We start from the raw sequence: 21,067 nt of genomic DNA on the forward strand, positions 1-21,067 counted from the left end.
AGTGTATTTTTGTCCCGACAGAGATTCAAGCGTTGCGCTTGGCCACCAGCGACATCACCGCCACCAACACGACCCACATCAATAACAGAATACCCACGGAGTCGGCAATTGACCAGAGGTCAGCGCCCTTCAGCAATACATCCCGCATGGCCTGATTCGCGTGCGTGAGCGGCAGAATCACCGAAAAAACCTGAAACACCTTTGGAAAGTCCTCAATGGACCAGATCATATCGGCCAGGAAAATCTGCGGCAAAATCACCACCGGGATAAACTGAATAGCCTGGAATTCGTTCTTCGCCAAATAGGAGGCCAATAAACCCAGCGTTAACCCAACCAACAGCAGACAGAAGGTAATGATCACCAACACAAAGACCTGCTCGGCGGTAAATGGAATATCGATAAGGTAGAGCACGAAACCCAAAATGATAGAGGCCTGCACCGACGCGAAAATAAAAAAGCCCATCACATACCCGATGACGATATCCGCAAAATGGATCGGCGACATCATCAAGCGCTCCAGCGTACCGGTCACCCGTTCGCGCTGAAAACTGATCGCTGACAAGATAAAGGTAAAGAAGAAAACAAAAAACGGCGGAAAGACCGGCAGGAAAAAATCGATGATATCCAGGTCTTCGTCACCGTAGGCGTATATTTTTTCCAGATCCATCGCTTCATTGTTGACAGAATTGGCGCACAGAGATGAACACGACGCTTCGATCACCACCGGCATCGCAGAGCCCAGATCGTCCATGGCACTGCTGACGGCATCGAGTGCGGCGCCGGTGCGCGTGGGTCGGCTGCCTTCCAAAAACAAATTAACGGTACCGGGTTTGCCATCAAAACGGTCGATCAGTAACTGTGTGTTCAAATACAGAATGGCATCGACTTCGCCGGACCGAGTCCATTTCAATAACGACGCTTTCTGCGCCTCATAGCCTTCGGGCAACTCCCAATCCGGGCTCACCAGTTCAATGTCGGGCTCGTCTTCCAGGGTGCGTTCCAGATCGTAACGGAACAAGTCCATGGTCCCTTCAGTGACCAGCGCCACTCGCGCAGAGCTCGGTTCCAGTAACGCGAAATACACCAAGGACATGACGATTAACGGCGCCAGAAAAAAGAACGCCAGGGTTCGACGGTCGCGGGTAATTTCTCGTATTAAACGCCGGGCAATCAATACCGATTTCATGCCTGCACCTCCGTCTGTTCCGCCAACCGAATAAACACCTGATCTAAGTTATCGACCTGCTGCTCGTCCATCAGTTGTTGCGGCGTACCATGTCCGATCATGGTGCCGGCGCGTAAAAACACGATATCGTCGCACTGCTCGGCCTCGTTAATGTGGTGGGTGGTGACCAGAATGCTCGTGCCCTGATCGCAGAGTTTACGGAACCACTGCCAGAACTTGATGCGCAAGATAGGGTCGACACCGGCGGTGGGTTCATCGAGTATCAACAAGCGGGGTTTGTGGACGAGTGCGGTGGCCATCATGGCTCTGCGCTTCATACCGCCGCTAAGCGTGTGCAGGATCGCATCGGCTTTGTTATCCAGTTCGGTCATGTGCAGTAATTCGTCGACACGATCGTTTATCAGCGCCGACGGGACACTGTACAGTTCCGCAAAAAAACGGACGTTTTCGCGCACGGTCAGTTGGTCGTATATTGCGTAAAGTTGCGGCATATAGCCAATCAGGGTGCGGGAAGATGCACTGCCCGGCAACATGTCGCCAAACAAACGGATACTGCCCTCGCTAAGATGCTGCAACCCCATCAGCGAGCGGATCAGTGTGGTTTTTCCTGCCCCGTTAGGACCCAGCAAACCGAACACCTTGCCTTCTTCAACGCTTAGCGTCAGACCATTCAGCGCAACACTGTCGGCAAATTTCACGGTAGCCTGTTGCATGTTCAGCATGATCCCCCTCCTTCCTGAAGGCCGCTTTTCTAAACGCACATGTCTGTTCAGTTTGGCACGAACTTCAGCGTTAGAAAAATGATTTGCCTCATCAGCGGAGAGCTTTTGATTAACGGTCCAATTGCAATCCCGGGATCAAAGGCAGTACGTCGAGTAATGATTCGGTGCTCAATTGACAATTCGCATTTGCCTGGGCATCGGGCGTTGCATTAATAGCTACGGAATAGCCCGCCCGTTTGAACAGTTCGATATCGGAACGGGAGTCACCAACATGAAACACGCGATCCATGGAAAAACCAAAACGCTGACAGATTTGTTCAATAAACACCGGTTTTCCGGTTTCATCAAAATGCGATTGAATACGGCCAGTAAATTGACCTTGCGTGTCAACCTGCAACGCAGGACCGCTCCAAGCCATGAAGCCATAGCGTTCAGCAAAATATTCGGCGACGAATTCCCAAGCCAGGGTACAGATCACACAGGGGATACCGAGTTGATTCAACGCACTCACGGTTTCACCAATGTGACGGATTTGCGGAATATCCGCCAGCAAGGCAAAAATATCGGCCTTGCAGTAGCCACGATAATATTCGCCATCTAGGGTAGAGACGTAATCGTTGGCGACTTTGCCCTCTGCGTACAGTTGCTCAGCGGCAAGCATGGCCTCGGCGTGTCCCATTTTTTGCGCCAGAAAGCCACCGGTGCTGGTGCCACGCACCAAGGTACCGTCGAGATCGAAACTGGCTAATTGAAAAGAAGGTTGGCTAATCATAGAGACCCCTATTTGCAACTGCGCCGGAACAACAGAAAGTCGGGCTCTTCGCTTTCTACCAGATAGCCCAGTTTACGGTACAGCGCTACCGCCGCGGTATTGATGCGAAAAGCAGAAAGCGTGATGTCGCGTTGCTCAAGCGCAGCCTGCGCATGAAACTTCGTCATAATTTGGCTGCCTAAGCCTTGCCGTTGCCATTGCGGGTACAGCAACAGCAAATGAATATGCAGCGCCCGCGCGTAGGGTTTAAAACAGACCAGACCAATGCGGTTATCGCGCAACGTCACCCAATGCATCCAGCGCCACTCATATTCATCACGAATCCGCTGACGTTGCATGTCATCGTCCCAACCGAAAACGGCATCCACAAAATCGTGGAGCCCAAGTTTGGTTAACTGAAAAACCTCTTCAAAATCCTCGATGGGTACCGGGGAAAATGCCAGCATCACTACACCCTTGTCTTGAAATTAAGGCGAGCAAGTGTGCCGCATGGCAGCAGGATTCACGAGTGGGGTCGTGGGTGGAATTTAATACCGCCTTTACCGGCGCGCTTCACGTCATACATGGCCTGATCGGCATAATGCATGAGGTCATCCAGGGTCTGAGCCTGTTCACTGCATTCGACAACACCAATGCTGGCGCTAATTTGAACCACGTTGCCGTCTACTGAGATGGGCTGTTCAATACTCTGCAATATTCTTTCGATCAACATGCCGATTTGTGTTTGATCCACCACCGATGCGACGACCAAAACAAATTCATCACCACCGATGCGAGCGGCAAAATCACTTTTACGCAACACGTTGCGTAATCGGCCACCGACGATCTGCAATACGCGATCACCGATTAAATGGCCGTGCACGTCATTGACTGGCTTAAACCCATCCAGATCAATATAGACCAGAGAAAACCGTGGTTGGGTGCTTTCCGCAAGCTTGGCATTGAGATGCGCTTCCAATGCCCGCCGGTTGGGTAACTCGGTTAACGTATCGTGGTTCGCCAGGAACTGAATCTGCTGCTGCGCTTGCTCAATATACTCCTTTTCCAACACCAGTTCTGCGTTCAGTAGTTGCACCTGTTCGTGACTCAAGGCGTTACTTAAGGCCAGCGAAATAAACGGCGCAATAGCCAGAATCAGATTCAGATCGTCACCGTCGAATCGGTTTTCCAGCACACTTTGAATCGACAGTACACCGAGAACGGTTTGCTCCTGTATCAACGGCAAAAACAGTAGAGAATTGGGTTTTTTCTGTTTCACATCGACACGTAGAAATGAGGCCTCACCATTCAGCACTAGCGGCTTGCGATCTTCAATGACCTGCAGCGTACGGCTCTCTGGCGTACCATAGGGCAAACACAATAACGGCAAGGGCTGACCTTCGTCGATCATACTGCGCACCTCGACCATGCGCAGCTCCGGATGATTCACGCAAAGTGAGCAGAAGTGGGCATCAAAGTAGTGGTTCATCAACTGATACAGTTGCTTACCCAGAACCGTCATATCCAGGGTCGAGGCCAGTTCAATGGCAACCTTGTTGATAATTTCCATCTGATGCTTCGATTGTTTAAGTAAGCTGTTTTCCCGCTCGGCACTGGCGCGTCGCAACCGTTCATCTTCGCGCTGCTGTTGTTGCGCGCGGATGGCGATGGTTTGTTTGATCTGCTGATTGTTGATGACATCTTTCAACAAGGTCGCCCGTTGCAGATACCCGTAAGCCTCTTCAAATTGCTGCTTTTGTTCCAGACAACGGGCGAATAACTCGAAGATCTGCTGACGATACTGTTGGTGTTCATTCGGGTGACGCCCTATCACCTGCTGTGATTGCTGTAAAACAGCGTAGGCGGCGCCGGTATCGTTCAGGCTCAGATGGGTTTTGGTCAGCTCAATGTACGCTGCTAGTCCCGCTACGCCTTCCAATGCCAGTTCTTCACTGCCCACCACCTGTTGCAACGTCAGCACGGCGCTGTGCAATTGCCCGCGTAGTCGTTGCATGCGACCTATTTCCGTCATCACGTTGATGATCAGATGCCCATAATGAATGCTGTGGGCAATCCGAAGGGCTTCGGACAACGCGCGGTCGGCACTGACAAAGTCAAAATGCATTAATCCAAGCCGGCCCTGTAGCAACAGTATTTCGCCTTCCCACTCTGGGTTGTCAAATTCAACGTTCATGGCCAGCACTTCGTTCAGGTTGGCCTCATAGGCGGCTTTGTCGCCGATGTCGTAATACAACTCAACCATATTCAGCTTTGCTGTGATATGCCCCAATGGATAATCCAGGGAGATAGACAACGCGATGGCATTGTCGAGAGCTTCAACCGCTGCGGCATACTCGCCGAGGCTTTTGTACGCCATGCCCAAAGAGTTAGAGACCCGTCGCTGCTGATGCAGGTCGTTACCTTGTTTTGCCAACGCCAGCGCCTCGCGCAGATGTTCAATGGCGCGGGCGTTATCACCGTTGTAAACCGCACAGCAACCGAGATAGAACAAACCTTTGCCGTAGTGCGGGTCGTTAACCGTCATTGACGCCAACAGTTCTTCCAGGCGCAACAATGTCTGCGCGGGATGCGCAACCATGTCATCCCAGCAATGTTCCAATTGTTCTGTAATGGTGTTTCCCGGATCCGGCATAGTACCCTGTGACATTACTGAATTTTGACCGATCACCATGCCTTAACGCGGCGCGGCTAGAGGTCCGTACGCAGCGCACGAGACTGTTCTTGCCATGACTCTGACTCCCAACACAGTATAGGCCATGGTTTTCCATCAAGCAGACTATATGTCCGTTTTTGAAAACTGGACCACAAACGCCAGCTTTTACGCTTATGTTGTAACACACAAACACCCTGATGGTCTCCAGAGACGGTAAAGTCAGGGTCAACAGACGTTAAGACAGAACTTTTTACTGAAAGTTCCCTCGAAGCACGTTACATCCACAGTTCGGAGTTTGGGGAATAAAGCGTCTGCGGTGGTGGGAGCACGGTGGTTGGTTTGGGCAGCGCTCGATTGGCGTCGATGCAACGCTTCCTTTGTAGCGCTTACTTTGGCGTATTCAGTTTATATCTTCGGCATTTGCCTCATTCAATGACAGGGGTTTATTGGGACATTTTTTTTACTTCAAATACTAAGCCTGTTCCGAAGACTGTGGTTCCAGTTTTAATCAAAAGATCTTCTGGAGGATTTTCCTTTCCAAGGGGAGATCCCCTTGATCCGGCCTTCACCAGAGGTGAAGTCGTTAAAATCGAATCGAAGCCCATTTGGGCTTCGCTTTTAATCGATTTTAACCCCCCTTTTGTCGCCCACTTTGGTTTTCTTCCATAACGGACACTTTCTTCGAACGGTCGCTTGAGCGTGCATCCCTGCACGCGCGGCGCTTGCAAGGGCATCCATGCCCTTGAAACCGTTGCGATGCGTCCGTCATGTCAGCCAAAGCGGATGCGACGGATCGGTTATTTACGCCAGCCCTTGGTACTTGAATTTGGCGGTTGGTTTTATCTCTCGAGAAAGAGACTCATGCCACATTCTTCCCGTCTTTCAAACGACCTGTCGAAGACGAAATTGAGAAGTGTGATCAGTTATTTGCAATGACGGCTGGATTGTTAAAGGTCAAGCCCAAATCACCATGCCGGATTGGTTTATCACTACAAAGAACACACGGTTAAACCGGCTGCAGTGGTAAAACCCTGCGGGTAACGCTGCTCGCTAACGAACAATAAATCTCAACACTTCACCAAACGCCTCGTCATGGCGGGTGCCGGTAAATTCCGCACCAACGGATTCAATAACACGCCGGGAAGCCATATTGTCGACCCCACACGTAATAACCACCGGCCGTGCGGCCGTCTGATTCACGACCCAATGCAACATCGTTCGGGCAACGCCCTGGTTACGGGCATCGGGTCTCACTTCATACCCAATGTGACCAATGATGTTATCAACAAACGCGTTGCTACCCAGCCGGAGCCGGATAGCCCCCTGTATCTGGCCACCCCGAATGGCAAAAAAGGTTGCCTGTGGCAGGTAGCCTGCCGGTAACCCTATACCCTGAGCCGCATTAACCACGCTGAGCAAATACTCATCGCTGTCTTCCAGGGCTTCATCGTAGTGGTCGATGGCTGGGTCTGCCGAGCAGGCATTAATATAGTCACGGTAACATGCTGCGTGTGCAAAAGCCGCAGGCTCAACCACCAGCTCCCCGTTCATGGTGTGTCTTATCATTTGGCTCAAAAATAACCCCTAAAATTAAGTCTATATAAAAAACAATGACGACTAATGGGTGTTGAGCTAGTCTACTTCCTATTCATAATGAGTACTCATTTAGATGTATATCTATGCCTAGAACGGTTAAATTCCACAGGAACATTGCAATAGCCATTTTGAGCTACCTGATCATATTAGTCAGCGGTTGGCAGCTCATTTATGTGCCCAGTCAACAGTTGCAAGAAGTCTGGCTGGGAAATTCACACCTATTAAAGAACAAGTCGGTTGAAATCAGCCGGTTGACGAAGGAGTTCGGCTACACCGGCTTTATTCATCATTTCAAAAACTACCTTATTCGCCGCGAGCCGGTCTATTTGGATCAGGCTAAAACCTCAATGGAAGCAACCCAGGCGGCGATCACCAACCTGGAAATGTTATTTAATGAGCCCCAGGACCTCAATGAGATCAGCAGCATTAAATCAACCTTTGCGCTTTATCAAAAAGACATGCAATGGTTGCTCAACAATCTGGATCTGGCCAGCACCATGCCGATTTCAGAACTAGATGACTTACTGCGCGTAGACGATGAGCGTGCACATATTGCCTTACTTAATTTGTACGACCGTAACGAAGCGTTATTAAGGGAGGCAGAGGCTGACAGTAAACACCAGTTCCAAATTCTAGTTTTGAAACTCGCAAGCTGGTTAATTTTCTTGTCTATTTTTTATTGGACCAGTGTTGGTTTTCTGTTGCGTTACAGCGCGCGCATGAAAACATACACCAACCATTTGTCTGCGATCAATGACGTTTCCCCTTCCGCCATGGTGATGATCGATCAGCGTGGCCGTATTCTGGGGGCAAACTTAAAGTTCCGTAAAATGTTTCTGGTGGGCAGCAATGCGCAACTCAAAAAGATGACCATTGAGGACTTCATCCCCGAACGGTTCCGACATCGGCATCAACATGATCGAATGGATTTTTTGAAGTCGAACCGCATGAGTGCGATGGAAGATCGCGACAAAGAATTCTTTGGCCGACGCTTGGATGGCGAAGAATTTCCCGCCGAAATTTCCGTCGCGACCATCGAAGATGCCGGCGAACGCAAGGCTATTGCTATTATTCAGGATAGAACCCGGGAGCACTTTCTCACCGAACAGGCGAATACCGATTTCCTGACCAAAGCGCACAACCGCAAATACGCGGAAGAACAGTTAGCGGATGAACTCTACCGGCATCACCGGTATCATAACCCGCTCTCGGTGTTGCTGATCGATGTTGACTATTTTAAAAAGATAAACGACCAGTTCGGTCATGCAGCCGGCGATCAGGTCTTGATCACCGTCGTCAATCTGATTGAAGCCAACCTGCGCCAATCGGATACCTTATCTCGATGGGGGGGCGACGAATTTATCGTCTTTTTACCCAATACCGGAATTAAGGACGCCAACGAACTGGGGCAAAAATTAGTGAATCTGGTTGAACAACACTACCGCTCATCAACCTTTCCGGTCACGCTGAGTATCGGCATTACCGAAGCCATAGACAATCAACACCCAAAGGACATTCTAAACGCCGCCGATGCAGCGCTCTATGTGGCCAAAGACAACGGTCGCAATCAATGCTCTGTTGTCTTCGAGGAAAACACTTAATCTTACTTGGCGGGTTTCTCCGACACCCACAACCGAATCACTCCGTCGACCACTACAGTGCCATGCAGATCAACCGCCCGCACGGGCACGTTTAAATCACCTGCTTGCCAATCTGCGGCGTCGACTTTCGCCTCAGCAATCAAGTCGGTGGTCGATTTCGCCAAGTAGTTCACATCCATACCTTTGGGCAACCAACGCAAATGCTTTGGAATGGAGGCTTCCGCCATCGCACCCATCGCCATTTCCAATGCGTTACATACCGCTATGGCGTGCACAGTACCAATGTGATTTTCAACCGCTTTTCGTTTCGGTAGTTTCACCTGACAAAAATTTTCTTCCAGTGTCAGGATCTGTGGTTTGATCGTTTTGAAATAGGGCGCTTTGGCCGCAAACACTTTGCTGAACAGCGCCTGTCCGAATGGCAGTTTCTGAAAACGGTGTTGCAGTGCAAGCAGATAGTTGGTGTGGCTCATGGTGGTCTCTCGTTATGGTTATAAGATTTTTATGGCGCTCTGCAGCCCCTGCACGGTTAACGGAAACATTCGGGACTCAATCAACTCCTCAATAATGCCGATGCTCTGCACCCATTTCCATTGTTCCTGCGGGGTCGGATTCAACCAGGCAACCTTACTGAAGTGATCGGTGACTTTCTTGAACCAGTAGGAACCAGGTTGTTCGTTAATAAAGTCGATACTGCCGTACGCCGATAAAATTTCGTAGGGCGACATCGCCGCATCCCCCACAATAATGACCTTGTAGTCACTGCCGTACTTGTGCAGTAAATCAAACAATGGAATAACGGATTCGCGTTGCAGTCGATTGTCTTGCCACAGATGGTCGTAAATAAAATTGTGAAAGTAATAAGTTTCCAGATGCTTGAACTCGCTCTTACAGGCACTGAACAACTCTTCACTGGCGCGGACGTGATAATCCATCGAACCGCCAACGTCGAGCAACAACAACACTTTCACGGCGTTGTGCCGTTCCGGCCGCAGTTTAACATCCAATAGCCCGGCATTGCGTGCGGTTGAGGCGATGGTGTCTTCCAGGTCCAATTCCTCGCTGGAACCGGTTCGGGCAAACCGACGCAACGCGCGCAGCGCTACCTTAAGGTTACGGGTACCCAGTTCTAACTGGTCGTCCAGATTTTTATACTGCCGTTGTTCCCAGACCTTCAACGCTTTGCCATGACGACCCGGTCCACCGATACGAATACCTTCTGGATTGTAACCACTGTGACCAAATGGACTGGTGCCTCCGGTACCGATCCACTTACTGCCACCTTCGTGACGTTCTTTCTGTTCTTCCAGTCGCTGCTTTAAGGTTTCCAACAATTTATCGAGCCCACCCAGAGCTTCCAACTGGGCTTTTTCTTCGTCGGTTAACTGATTCAGCAAAGCGTTGTTCAGCCAGTCTTCCGGCAATGTCTCCGGGAACGGATCTGGCAGTGCGCGGATGCCTTTAAAAAAATCAGCAAAGGCACGGTCAAACCGATCGTACTGACTTTCGTCTTTCACCAGAGCCGTGCGCGCCAGCAAATAAAAGTCATCCAATGTGGTTGGGATGAGATCCCGTGCCATCAGATCGACCAAATCCAGCCATTCGGTAATACTGACTTTCACATGGGCGTTTTTTAAATGCTGTAAAAAGCCGACCAACATAATTACGACTCTTTACGGCGGGACATAAAGGCCAATCGTTCCAGTAAATGTACATCCTGTTCGTTTTTAATCAGCGCACCAAACAACGGCGGTAACGCTTGTTTGATATCGCCATCGGCCAACTGTTCAGCGGACAGTTCATCACTGACCAGCAGTTTTAGCCAATCGATCAATTCTGACGTGGACGGACGTTTTTTCAATCCATTCAAACTGCGAATGTCAAAAAAAACTTCCAGGGCGTTGCGCACCAGGTCGCGTTGAACATCCGGGTGATGCACATCCACAATAGCTTTCAGGGTGTCGTAATCCGGAAAGTTGATGTAGTGGAAGAAGCAACGGCGCAGAAACGCGTCCGGTAATTCTTTTTCATTATTGGACGTAATCAACACGATCGGGCGTTGCTGTGCCTTGATGGTCTCGCCAGTTTCATATACGTGAAACTCCATGCGATCCAGTTCCACCAGCAGATCGTTGGGGAATTCAATATCAGCCTTATCAATTTCATCGATCAACAGAACCGCGCGCTGCTCACTGGCAAAGGCCTCCCAAAGCTTGCCGCGCTTAATGTAATTGCGGATGTCATGCACCCGATCGTTGCCCAATTGACTATCGCGCAGACGGGTCACAGCGTCGTATTCATACAACCCCTGCTGAGCTTTGGTGGTCGACTTAATGTGCCATTGAATCAGGGGCGCCCCCAAGGCACGGGCGATCTCTTCCGCCAGCTGCGTTTTACCTGTGCCCGGTTCGCCTTTCACCAGCAGGGGCCGCTGTAACGTGATGGCGGCGTTTACCGCCAGCTGCAACTCATCGGATGCGATGTAGCGTTCTGTTCCGCTAAATTTCATGTGTCGCTCTCTTGTCGTCAGGTTCAGTCAAAAACGGTCACCAACTGTCGCGACAACGCGATCAGGGTACCGTCTTCTGTATATACTTTGGCCTCAGTATGGCCGTAACCGTCTGCGGCCTGCTGGGTAATACAGTCGTAGTGCAGCCACTGCCTGGGTTCAATGACCGGATGTGGATGCAAAAACTCCACGTTCCAGCTTAGCGTACTGGCTGGTGCTGGCCACTTCAGCATTTGCAGTACCGTGGGCGGCCAGACGTCGATCAGGGCAATCAGGTGCGCGTCAGTCATCTTGGCGGGCGCATCGGTAAAGCGCATCCATCCGCGGTAGGCAGCGTTTTTCTTGCCAGTAAAGGGCATCCCACCCTGCTCTATGCGCAGGTCAATGTGCCGGTGGAACTTGGGGGTCACTTTGGGAATCTGCGGTATCCAGTTTGCTTTCTCCGGCGCGGATTGCAGCGTCTGCGGGGCGGGGCGTACGGCAACTTTGGACACCCGATCATTACCAAAGGCCGCCATTGCCTGCACAGCAACCTGACCGTTCTGGATCAATTGGCATTGCATCTGAGTCACATTTTTACCGTCACGCAAGTGGGTCACGACAATGTCGAATGCCTCATCCGTCAACAACGGTCCCACAAACTGAACCGTCTGCACCCGCATATCGCGCTCATCGCCCAGTTCCGCGGTCATGGCATGGTTGGCAAGCGCTGCCGTCAAACCGCCAAAGGCTGTCCTGCCCTGCCCCCAGGAGCCCGGTACGACCAATGACACGTCGTGCTTTGCCGCGCCCAGCAGTTCGTCGATATGCATCGTTTTTGTTCTCATTCGGTAGATTCAGCACAGAAGAGTATTCAAACGATCGTTTGAATGGAAGTATTGTTAACGAAAAGTTAACAGCGCAGGGTCAGAAACGATGAATCAGGAACGGATCATGTAATGTTCTGCCGGTAGAGACATTTCAAAACTGGCGCCTTGCCCGAATCGGGACTCAATAAGACGAATCTCACCACCCAGTTTCCGCGTCACTAAACTGTAAACCAGCGCTAGGCCCAAACCATGGCGACTGCCCATGGTAGAAGAGTAAAACGCTTCAAAAATTCTGCTTGCCATCTCAGGATCGACCCCATGGCCATTATCGGAAAACACCAGTATAAAGCGACCATCCTCGAAAGCACTGTCGATGCGCAATGTTCCATGGCTTCGGTCATAAAACCCATGTTGGATCGCGTTCTCACAGAAGACGGAGATCACCTGCATCCAGGTGTTCGGGTTCGCAAACGCGTGCAGATCCGGGTCGATCTGAATATCCAGATCAAGGCTGATGCCCTTATCATTTTCACTGAACAGTCGCACAGCATCGGTAATGATGGGTTGAAAACGAAACTGGACCTCATCAGCGTCGGTCTGATCTGACACCATAAATTTGACGTTTTTAATCAAACGGTTGGCTTTGACAACACTCTTATCGATGACGTGCATCGCTTCCATGGCCTCTGTCATAGCACTGACCAGATCACTTTCGCGCAGTGACTTGTCGCGCAACTTTACCAAGGTTTCATTGAGAATTTTTTCAACGGTGGTGGACGAAGTCCGGATATTGCCCAGCGGGGTGTTCAGCTGGTGCGAGACGCCGGCCAGTAATTGGGTGAGCGCGGATTGTTTCTCACGTTCTATCGTCAGCCCCTGCACACGCTCCAATTCGCTGCGCGCTTCGTGTTCGGCAGCGGCTATTTCTTCGTATTTCTGTTTCAGTTCCACTTCGTCGGTGATGTCGATCAGCACCGTCATCACGCAGTAACCGTCGTCGCCGTATTTTAAGCGACGGTCTTGGATACGCACCCAGATACCCGTGCCGTCAACTCGTTGAGTTTTCAGCGTTAACGTGTCGCCCATGCCCGTGCGGATAATTTGCTGATAACGTTTGATTGCCAGGTCACGTGCATCTTCGGGTATGAGATCCATAATCGAACCGAGCTTCAGGAACTGCTCGGTACTGTCAAAACCGTAAAGACGTGCGTAGTCCTTCGTCACAAAAATAGGACGGAAATCTTTATGGATTTGTAGAATGACACCCGAAAGCCCACTGATCGCCTCGATAAGCTCAGTCGCCGAAAGTTCGTTAAATTCCATAGGGTAAGACAGCTGCTCCAAGTAACCATAGCCCTGACCATGTTTTAAGACTAGCTCATAACCGGTCCATTACCATTTTTTCGCGGTTCAGATTCCTGATGTGCGCCGGTTGCAAAAAGACCACCGTTATGGGAAAACAACGGCTTATTTTATTAGCAACTGGTTATTCAAAGGCGGACGGTTTCACGATCGGTAGTTCCACAACCAACATTCAAGGATGCACGATGGAAAATACACTGATATTACATAGCTTTGGCACAAACGACCGTTCAGGAAAAGTACGTTGGCTTGCCCATGAACTTGGATTACCAATCACCGAACAGAAAGTGGCCTTTGGCGCACAACGCCAATACCCCTACCGCGATCTGAACCCCTTTGCAGCCGTTCCCACGGTGCAATGGCGCGGCCAGACATTAATCGAATCCGAAGCCATCCTGACCTATATTGCTGAGCAGTATCCAGAGCAACAGCTTATTGTGTTACCAACGGAGCCGTCGCGAGCAGACTTCCTGCAATGGCAGGCGATCAGTTGCACAACGCTGGAAGCCAAACTTGTTGAATACACCCTGGCGGCTGCCGGTATATTGCCCGCTGAAATTCAACCTCTGACCGAGAAAACTCTGCGCTTTAAACTGCGCATTGTGACCGAGCGTCTGCCTCAACAGGGTTTTCTGGTGGCCGATCGATTCACGGTGGCGGATATTCATCTGGCTTACAGCCTGCGGTTGGCCGTCTCCAGCAAACTGCTGGACTGGTCCGATGTTGCGCACTACCTGGAGCCGCTGATGACGCGACCGGCTGCGCAACAGGCTGAATTTTTCGGCAGCATTCAACGCCACGCTGTCCCCTCCTGACAAGAATTGACAGTAGCGACCCATACACTGAACGGATTTCAAACAGGGAAATGTGTTCTATGTCTGCACCCAAGGTAGCGTCCATCCCCGCAGCGCTTGAATCTGTCACTTTTGAGCCCAATCGCGTCCCCAGCTTGAATGGGGTACCTGACGCTTTTGCGCCGTTAGGCGAATACCGCCAGGGGAAGATTTGGGTTGGACACTATGCCGGTTACAGTGAATGGGAACGCCACCCGATGGGCGATGAATTGCTGCAGGTGATCGACGGCGAAACCACACTGGTTTTGTGGCTGGACAAAACAGAGCATCGGCAGACGCTCACCACCGGTGACCTGTTCGTCGTTCCAGCAAACGTATGGCATCGGTTTGAAACACCAAATAGCGTGAAGATATTGACCATTACCCCACAACCCTCGGACCACCAGCTTGAACAACCCGAGTGAGTTTCATAGCGTCATCACGGGCTACCCAAGCGCCGCGCAGGCTGCATTGTCGCGTCTGCGTGGCTTAATCCTGAATGTTGCGGACCAAGCCAATGTTCACGACCTCACCGAAACTTTGAAATGGGGTGAGCCCAGCTTTCAGTGCAAAAGCGGCAGCACCCTACGCATCGACTGGAAGCCCAAATACCCCGACAGTGTATCTTTGTTCGTAAACTGTAAAACCTCGCTGATCGACACCATCCGTGAACGGTATCCTGATGCACTGGAGACGGTCGGCAGCCGCGAAGTGCGCTTACCACTAGACCAGGAATGGCAAGCAGACGCACTGGATCACCTGATCCGGCTGACCTTAACCTACCACCGGGTTAAACACTTACCGCTACTTGGTGCATAATGGCCGCTGAACCCATGTCCTGTTAAACAGACAAAAGGCTTTGCACACCATGTTGTTTCCCGTTTTGAAAGATACACTCACTTTTTATTGGCAGAACTTAAAACTGCTCGCCGCGATCATGCTGCCGTTGGTGATTCCGCTGGAACTGTTCAATATGGTGTTAGGCCTGACCTGGACTGCGGATGAGAACAATGTGCCTCAGTTGGTCGCCAGTATCATGGCGCAGCTCATTGTTTACCCTATTTACCAGACGGCACTAGTACTGGCCGTCGCCGACCGGCTCGTGGGTAAAACACCAGACATCAAACAACTGTGGGCGCAGGGTGCCAACCTCTGGTTCATGATCGTATTGGCCAACGTTCTGTTTTATGTGGGTGTGTTCACTGGCCTGATTCTGCTGATCATCCCCGGTATTTTTCTGATGATTCGCTGGTCGCTGGTTGAGCAGAACATTGTCTTGAACCAGGAGAATCCCCTCGAAGCGTTGCGCAGCAGCTGGAAAGATACCTCGGACCATTTCTGGCTCATTTTATTCGGCGGTCTTATCCTCGGAATCGGTGTGCTGCTGATCACCACCCCGATTTCAACCTTCATCAGCAACCTTAGCGACGGTTCACCGGTGGCCATGTTCTTCCCGTCGGTACTGCAAAGCCTAACGTATCCTCTTTTTGTGGTGTTTTTAATGCGCGTCCGGCACTACATCCGGCATAAGGAATAACAGCTCGTATTCAACAATGACATTTATATTTTTAAAACCCGGTTCGCTTTCCATCTGCGCGGAACCGGGTTCCCCGCTTAGACTGGTGAACCAAATCCGCACGGGGAGCACATAACTTGAAACGCGCACTGGTTACCGGGCTGAACGGCCGACTTGCCCCACATTTGAAAATGGCACTGGAATCTAATGGCGTCACGGTCGTCTCCTTTGACCGGCAGCAACTGGACATCAACGACCCGGATCAGCAACGGAACTTCATTAGCCAGCAACAGATTAACGCGATCTTTCACCTGGCCACCGGACCGGAAAGCTGGGTCGCCACCCTGGCTGGCATTGCCCATCAACATGATATTCCTTTTTTATTCACCAGCACCGAAAGTGTCTTTAACCCAGACAGTCGCGGACCATTCACCCCAGACCGACAACCCGATGCCACCAGTGATTACGGCGTGTATAAAATTGCCTGCGAACAGGCCGCATTAAACGCCAACCCTAACAGCATCATCGCCCGCCTGGGCTGGCAAATGTTCGATACCTTTGAGCAGGATAATTTACTGACCCATGTCCGTGACATGCATAACGAAAAAGGTTATCTGATCGCCAGCAGCCAATGGCTACCGGCTGTTGCGTTCGCCGGTCACACCATGGCGTGTCTGGTTGATCTAATGAAGGCTGCAAAGCCCGGAATTTATCATATCGGCGGCAATGAACACGAACTCAGTTTTTATCAGCTGGTACAGCTCATAAACACGAAATACCAACTGAATTGGGATATTCGAGAAGGAGCAGACCCCGCACGCGATGGTCGCATACTGGACGACCGGGTTGTGTGTGGCAATATTAAGGAAATACTTACCGCGCCATAGGGCACCTGTCACTCTGATTATTTTGGTTTTTGAAAAATGGATTTCTTGACGGGATTTTCTTTCCAAGAGGGCAGCCTCGAATGGTACTTACTTAAGCAGATGCAATTTATATCTATGGCATTTGCTTCATTTTGCGACTTTGTCTCGTTGGGAGATTTTCGCCGTCAAAGGGCCGAACCGGTCCGACGATTCGGGTTCGGCCCTTAACAATCCCAGCCGCCAAAAACGACTGATCACACTTCTCAATTTCGTCTTCGACAGGTCGTTCGCGACAGCCACCGAAACGTCGAACCGACTTTGCCGGCTCACTTGTTCGAGCATCCGTGCTTGACCAACCTGTGAGACGTAAATTGCTTCGCGTAGTCGTTTGAAAGGCGGGTAAACATCAAGCGCTACCTTCTCGAAAACAAGTACGAACCAGAAAACTCCATTTAGCCTGATCAGGTGCAAATAACCCTACCGTCGCATCTGCTTTGGCTTACTTAATTGTCACGTCGCAACGGATTCAAGGGCATGGTTGCCCTTGCAAGCGCCGCGCGTGCAGGGACGCACGCTCAAGCGACCGTTCGAAGAAAGTGGCAATTAAGGAAGTACACCAAAGCGGGCGACAGAAGGGGGTGCAAGGGGATCTCCCCTTGGAAAGAAAAATCCTCCAAGAGATCTTTTGATTAAAAATGGAATCATAGTCTTCAGAACAGATTTAGCACGCGAAGTAAAAATTCTCGGTGAAACTTAGTCTCCGAATGACGTAAAAGTCTCAAATACATTGTAAATAAGCTTAAGTAAATACCGTACGGACTGCCCCAAATAGCACTCACTTAAGAAGATGCAATTTATATCTTTGGCATTTGCTTCATTTTGCGACTTTGTTTCGTTGGGAGATTATCGCCGTCAAGGACCGCGTGTGCAGGGATGCACCCTCAAGCGACCGTTCGAAGAAAGTGTCTGACATGGCAGAACACCAAAGCGGAAAACAGAAGGGGTTAAAATCGATTAAAAGCGAAGCCCCAATGGGCTTCGATTCGATTTTAACGACTTCACCTCTGGCGCAGGCCATTTCAAGGAGACCTCCCCTTGGAAAGAAAAACCTCCAAAAGATCCGGTCTTGAAGCGCTAAATCCGAATTGCCGATTACGCCTCGCCCTAAACAAAAGAAATCACGCAGCTGGACTAAGTCGCAGGAGATTTCAAAAATTAAATTTACGTGATAACGGAAACTTCAAATGAGTGCCATTCCATTTTGACCCTGAGACTTTGGTCGTATTGAACTCACACCCCTATTCCCACACCGTATTCCGCCGTTTAGTAGACCAAAAAAACAAATAACAAAAACAATAATACGAAGAGGGGTCTGATCTGCTATGAATCTATGGTGGTTTATTTCTTCCAGTCGGCATTGCCGCTACGACGAACTGAAACAACGACGCTGTATCGCACTGGGTTGGCCGGAGCTCGGTGAACTGTCTCGCTACATCAAAGACAAACCTGGTTGGGAGCGGCAATTTAAAACATTTATCCAACTGCGCGGCAATCTGGCCTATGGGCCGCACTCACCTCAATGGACGGAAGCCGACCAGCATCTGAATGAAGGCATTCCAGCGGTGTTCTGGGACTTTATTCACATCAAAGCCGGGGATTATATCGTCGTCATGGAAACTGGCAGCCAGATCACGCTCGGCAATATCGAAGTCATGGGCATTGCCCAGGTCACCCGAGACGCGCTCAGCAGCTACCACTTTGACGATCAGTTTCATCACGCGCATCAGGTCTGTGGCGGTCTGCAGTGGCACGACTGGAATCGTGCGCGACACGGTGAACTGGAAAAACCGAAACAGTCGTTTAAGGCGCTGTTAAAAGACAACGAGCAACTCAGTAACGTGGCTGAGGCCTGGCAGGATCAACTTTCGGAAATTGCGTAGCGGACATGACTTCGGGCACACTGTGCATTTAAAAGAAGGACCGATCCATGAATGCCCGAATTTTGCACCACCCGAGCAAGCGCTTTGTTGGTGTACAACGCACCATGACGTTTCAGGATAATCAGACGGCTCAATTGTGGCAGTCGTTTTTTCCACTGCTGTCAAAAATCGCACACCGGGTCGATGATCGTCGATACTCGCTGCAAGAGTACCCTGCCCATCCGCAACAGGTTGGCGAAAAGAATTTGTCCTTTCAGAAATGGGCTTTGGTGGAAGTCAGTGAGTTCGACACGCTACCAAAACCGTTAACGACATACATTATGGAAGGTGGCGACTACGCCGTGTTTGATTACGTCGGTTCTGCGCGCAATGCCATGCAGGTCTTCGGTATGATTTTTGGGCAATGGTTGCCCGCGTCAGATTACGAGCTGGATAATCGGGCACATTTTGAAATTCTGCCCGGGGATTACAACCCCCTCGCGGACGACGCCCGCGAGGAAATCTGGATACCGGTTATGCGCAAATCTGCAGGCGATTCCTGACCGTTCGGCAATACTCAGACGACTTTGGCCAATCGGTGTAAAGCCCGGTTGGCCATTTGCACCAGAGCGTTCGACGTCACCGGATGCTCCGGATCGAATTCCGCGATGGCATGACTGAATGTCACCTGATGGCGACCACCGGACTCTGAATTGTAGATATCAATGGAGGTCTGCAATTTCCGTACAATCTCATCGACGTGTTCTGAGCGTGCATTCACCAGCAATGCGGTAAATTCTTCACTGCCCAATCGCCCGACGACATCCGACTTACGGAAAAAATGACGCAATTGACTGGCAAACACTTTCACGTGTTTGTCTTTTTCAAAGTCGCTGTCCAGATCCGGTACGTTAATTTTTTTCTTTACATCGAACACCACTGCAACAGCAGGGTTTTTCTGCCGTTCACAGACGCGCAAGCTTTGCTCGGCAATGTTGAAGAAGCCATCGTTGATAGACATCTGCGTAAAACGATCGAACTGCGACGCTTCCATAAACGACAATTCATTTTCAATCATCTCGGCCAGGTCGCGGAATACAGATTGATCGTGAGCGCTTAAGCCACGGGGTTCCCGGTCTGCAATACTTAACGCGCCGACACGGTACCCGCCCTTGCTGCGAATGGGGTAAGACGCAAAAAAGCGGATTTTGGGTTGGCTGACCACCAAAGGGTTGCCCGCGAAACGGTCATCGGCCATGGTATCGGGCACGACGAAAATATCGTTTTTCAAAATAGCGTAATTGGCCATGGCAATGTCGCGCGGGATGGAATCGCCATTCAGGCCATAACAGGATTTAAACCGTTGCCGGTCGGCATCTATGATCGAGAAATCAGCCATCGGTACGGCAAACATCCGTTGTGCAATACGGGTGATACGGTCGAAACGTTCTTCCGATTCACCGCTCAGAATATTTAGCTTTTTTAAAGCCTCAAGCCGTTCTTCTTCGTCGTAGGGGCGAATAATGTCCTTCATCTTTTTCTCCGTCGCGTGACCACTGTAACGAATATAGTTCAGTTGAGAGACGGTGAAGGTTTATTTTTCAATTAGAACAGCGCAAGATTTCAACGGAACACCATTCAAGGGCATCTCCGAGTGCGCTTACGCCGAAAAAGGTCACGAATCATGCGGCTTAGCGGGGTTCCATATGCGCTTTTTCGCGATACATAGATTTATCCGCTTCTTCGACTAATTGATGAATCGTCTTTGGGTGCTGCGGATCAAAAGTCGCCATGCCGACGGCGTAGTCGATCTGATACTGACGGTCAAATTTTTTATTCAGTTTGACGATAGAGTCATTCAATTTTTCGAGGACTTCCAACAACACCGGTGGACTGGTTTCCAGCAGCAGCACCGCAAATTCATCGCCGCCGAGCCGCCCGACCAAATCCGACTCGCGGAAAAACTGCTTCAATTCGGTGGCAAACAATGACAACACCCGGTCACCTTCCGCGTGCCCATACTCGTCATTAATTTGCTTAAATTTGTTCAAGTCGAACATGGCAATACTGGCTTTGCTTTTGTGGCGTAAACACAAAGACAGGCTGTGTTCGGCGATGAGATAAAACCCACGACGGTTGGACACACCAGTTAACTCATCCATGGTCGCCAAATGCAAGGCCGCTAACTCCCTTTCAACCATCCGGGCCATGTCTTCCAACATTTCGACGTCTTCTGGATGAAACACCCGAGCCACCTTATCGATGAGGCACAGGGTGCCAATGGCGTGCCCACTGGGGGTTTTAATCGGTGTACCGGCGTAAAAACGGATATTCGGATCTTCGGTCACCAGCGGGTTATCGTAAAAGCGTTCATCGGCTAGTGCATTGGGAATTACCAGCGTTTCCGGTTGCACAATCGCGTGCCCGCAAAACGAGACATCTCGCGGCGTTTGTCGAACATCAACACCAAACGACGACTTGAACCACTGACGGTCTTCGTCGACGATACTGACCAGGGCAATGGGCACCTTGAACATGCGTTTGGCCATCCGGGTCAGGCGGTCAAATCGCTCTTCGGGCTCGGTGTCCAGCAAGCTTAAACTGCGCAGAGCAATCAAACGCTCCTGTTCATTGTCCGGGATCGGGGGAGTCTTCATGTAAGGTCCAAAGGTCAGCAATAGGTTCAGTATAGACACAAACCGGCCAGCGCTCACCAGTTCACT

The 21,067-nt window shown here is 50.6% G+C and carries 22 protein-coding genes; 8 read left to right on the plus strand and 14 right to left on the minus strand.

Annotated elements, in window-relative coordinates; all coding sequences use genetic code 11:
- Positions 1–25: 25 nt before the first annotated feature.
- The 7 genes from IYN85_RS23800 to IYN85_RS23830 form a co-directional block, all read right to left on the minus strand.
- Entirely contained in the window at positions 26–1,186 is a 1,161-nt protein-coding gene (locus tag IYN85_RS23800) for an ABC transporter permease (RefSeq protein WP_196161471.1), read from the minus strand.
- Complete coding sequence (locus IYN85_RS23805) at positions 1,183–1,908, minus strand: ABC transporter ATP-binding protein (protein WP_196161472.1); 726 nt, start codon at positions 1,906–1,908, stop codon at positions 1,183–1,185. Before IYN85_RS23805 ends, IYN85_RS23800 begins: the two co-directional genes overlap by 4 nt.
- Before the next feature lie 109 nt (positions 1,909–2,017).
- Positions 2,018–2,680 (minus strand): HAD family phosphatase, encoded by a 663-nt coding sequence (locus IYN85_RS23810; protein WP_196161473.1) that lies wholly within the window; start codon positions 2,678–2,680, stop codon positions 2,018–2,020.
- Positions 2,681–2,688: 8 nt separating this feature from the next.
- Positions 2,689–3,126 carry a GNAT family N-acetyltransferase gene (locus IYN85_RS23815; protein ID WP_196161474.1) on the minus strand — a complete coding sequence of 146 codons (438 nt, stop codon included), beginning with the start codon at positions 3,124–3,126 and terminating at the stop codon, positions 2,689–2,691.
- Positions 3,127–3,182: 56 nt separating this feature from the next.
- Positions 3,183–5,327 carry a diguanylate cyclase domain-containing protein gene (locus IYN85_RS23820; RefSeq protein WP_196161475.1) on the minus strand — a complete coding sequence of 715 codons (2,145 nt, stop codon included), beginning with the start codon at positions 5,325–5,327 and terminating at the stop codon, positions 3,183–3,185.
- A gap of 449 nt (positions 5,328–5,776) precedes the next feature.
- Positions 5,777–6,067, minus strand: a complete 291-nt coding sequence (locus tag IYN85_RS23825) for a hypothetical protein (RefSeq protein ID WP_196161476.1) — start codon at positions 6,065–6,067, stop codon at positions 5,777–5,779.
- Positions 6,068–6,383: 316 nt separating this feature from the next.
- Positions 6,384–6,899: a GNAT family N-acetyltransferase gene (locus tag IYN85_RS23830; RefSeq protein WP_230390956.1), complete on the minus strand. Its 516-nt coding sequence runs from the start codon at positions 6,897–6,899 to the stop codon at positions 6,384–6,386.
- A gap of 113 nt (positions 6,900–7,012) precedes the next feature.
- On the opposite strand from IYN85_RS23830, the gene IYN85_RS23835 reads away from it, so the two are divergent.
- Positions 7,013–8,530, plus strand: a complete 1,518-nt coding sequence (locus IYN85_RS23835; RefSeq protein WP_196161478.1) for a diguanylate cyclase — start codon at positions 7,013–7,015, stop codon at positions 8,528–8,530.
- A gap of 2 nt (positions 8,531–8,532) precedes the next feature.
- Here the strand turns inward: IYN85_RS23835 and IYN85_RS23840 are convergent, their stop codons facing one another.
- From IYN85_RS23840 to IYN85_RS23860, 5 genes are all read right to left on the minus strand, one after another.
- Positions 8,533–9,003 carry a hotdog fold domain-containing protein gene (locus IYN85_RS23840; RefSeq protein ID WP_196161479.1) on the minus strand — a complete coding sequence of 157 codons (471 nt, stop codon included), beginning with the start codon at positions 9,001–9,003 and terminating at the stop codon, positions 8,533–8,535.
- 18 nt (positions 9,004–9,021) lie between these two features.
- A complete protein-coding gene (locus IYN85_RS23845) occupies positions 9,022–10,191 on the minus strand; it encodes a VWA domain-containing protein (protein ID WP_196161480.1) in 1,170 nt (389 codons plus the stop codon).
- Positions 10,192–10,193: 2 nt separating this feature from the next.
- Entirely contained in the window at positions 10,194–11,039 is an 846-nt protein-coding gene (locus IYN85_RS23850) for a MoxR family ATPase (protein WP_196161481.1), read from the minus strand.
- A gap of 23 nt (positions 11,040–11,062) precedes the next feature.
- A complete protein-coding gene (locus IYN85_RS23855) occupies positions 11,063–11,866 on the minus strand; it encodes an acyl-CoA thioesterase II (protein ID WP_230390949.1) in 804 nt (267 codons plus the stop codon).
- A gap of 93 nt (positions 11,867–11,959) precedes the next feature.
- Positions 11,960–13,171, minus strand: a complete 1,212-nt coding sequence (locus tag IYN85_RS23860) for a sensor histidine kinase (RefSeq protein ID WP_196161482.1) — start codon at positions 13,169–13,171, stop codon at positions 11,960–11,962.
- A 224-nt stretch (positions 13,172–13,395) separates the two neighbouring features.
- Here IYN85_RS23860 and IYN85_RS23865 point away from each other — a divergent pair, with 224 nt between their 5' ends.
- From IYN85_RS23865 to IYN85_RS23895, 7 genes are all read left to right on the plus strand, one after another.
- Positions 13,396–14,025, plus strand: coding sequence for a glutathione S-transferase family protein (locus IYN85_RS23865; RefSeq protein ID WP_196161483.1), 630 nt, complete (start codon positions 13,396–13,398; stop codon positions 14,023–14,025).
- 59 nt (positions 14,026–14,084) lie between these two features.
- Positions 14,085–14,468 (plus strand): cupin domain-containing protein, encoded by a 384-nt coding sequence (locus IYN85_RS23870; protein ID WP_196161484.1) that lies wholly within the window; start codon positions 14,085–14,087, stop codon positions 14,466–14,468.
- Positions 14,452–14,862 (plus strand): DUF1801 domain-containing protein, encoded by a 411-nt coding sequence (locus IYN85_RS23875; protein ID WP_196161485.1) that lies wholly within the window; start codon positions 14,452–14,454, stop codon positions 14,860–14,862. The genes IYN85_RS23870 and IYN85_RS23875 overlap by 17 nt, the downstream gene beginning before the upstream one ends.
- A 49-nt stretch (positions 14,863–14,911) precedes the next feature.
- On the plus strand, positions 14,912–15,580 hold the full coding sequence (locus tag IYN85_RS23880; RefSeq protein WP_196161486.1) for a hypothetical protein: 669 nt from the start codon (positions 14,912–14,914) through the stop codon (positions 15,578–15,580).
- A 116-nt stretch (positions 15,581–15,696) separates the two neighbouring features.
- Positions 15,697–16,446 carry a sugar nucleotide-binding protein gene (locus IYN85_RS23885; protein ID WP_196161487.1) on the plus strand — a complete coding sequence of 250 codons (750 nt, stop codon included), beginning with the start codon at positions 15,697–15,699 and terminating at the stop codon, positions 16,444–16,446.
- A 1,361-nt stretch (positions 16,447–17,807) separates the two neighbouring features.
- Entirely contained in the window at positions 17,808–18,365 is a 558-nt protein-coding gene (locus tag IYN85_RS23890) for a hypothetical protein (protein WP_196161488.1), read from the plus strand.
- Between the two features lie 47 nt (positions 18,366–18,412).
- Positions 18,413–18,907: a GyrI-like domain-containing protein gene (locus IYN85_RS23895; RefSeq protein ID WP_196161489.1), complete on the plus strand. Its 495-nt coding sequence runs from the start codon at positions 18,413–18,415 to the stop codon at positions 18,905–18,907.
- Positions 18,908–18,921: 14 nt separating this feature from the next.
- Here the strand turns inward: IYN85_RS23895 and IYN85_RS23900 are convergent, their stop codons facing one another.
- Both IYN85_RS23900 and IYN85_RS23905 read right to left on the minus strand, forming a co-directional pair.
- A complete protein-coding gene (locus IYN85_RS23900) occupies positions 18,922–19,878 on the minus strand; it encodes a diguanylate cyclase domain-containing protein (RefSeq protein ID WP_196161490.1) in 957 nt (318 codons plus the stop codon).
- Between the two features lie 157 nt (positions 19,879–20,035).
- Positions 20,036–21,001: a sensor domain-containing diguanylate cyclase gene (locus IYN85_RS23905; RefSeq protein ID WP_196161491.1), complete on the minus strand. Its 966-nt coding sequence runs from the start codon at positions 20,999–21,001 to the stop codon at positions 20,036–20,038.
- Positions 21,002–21,067 lie beyond the last annotated feature (66 nt).

It is taken from the genome of Reinekea sp. G2M2-21 (genome assembly GCF_015687175.1).
Taxonomy (GTDB): domain Bacteria; phylum Pseudomonadota; class Gammaproteobacteria; order Pseudomonadales; family Natronospirillaceae; genus Reinekea.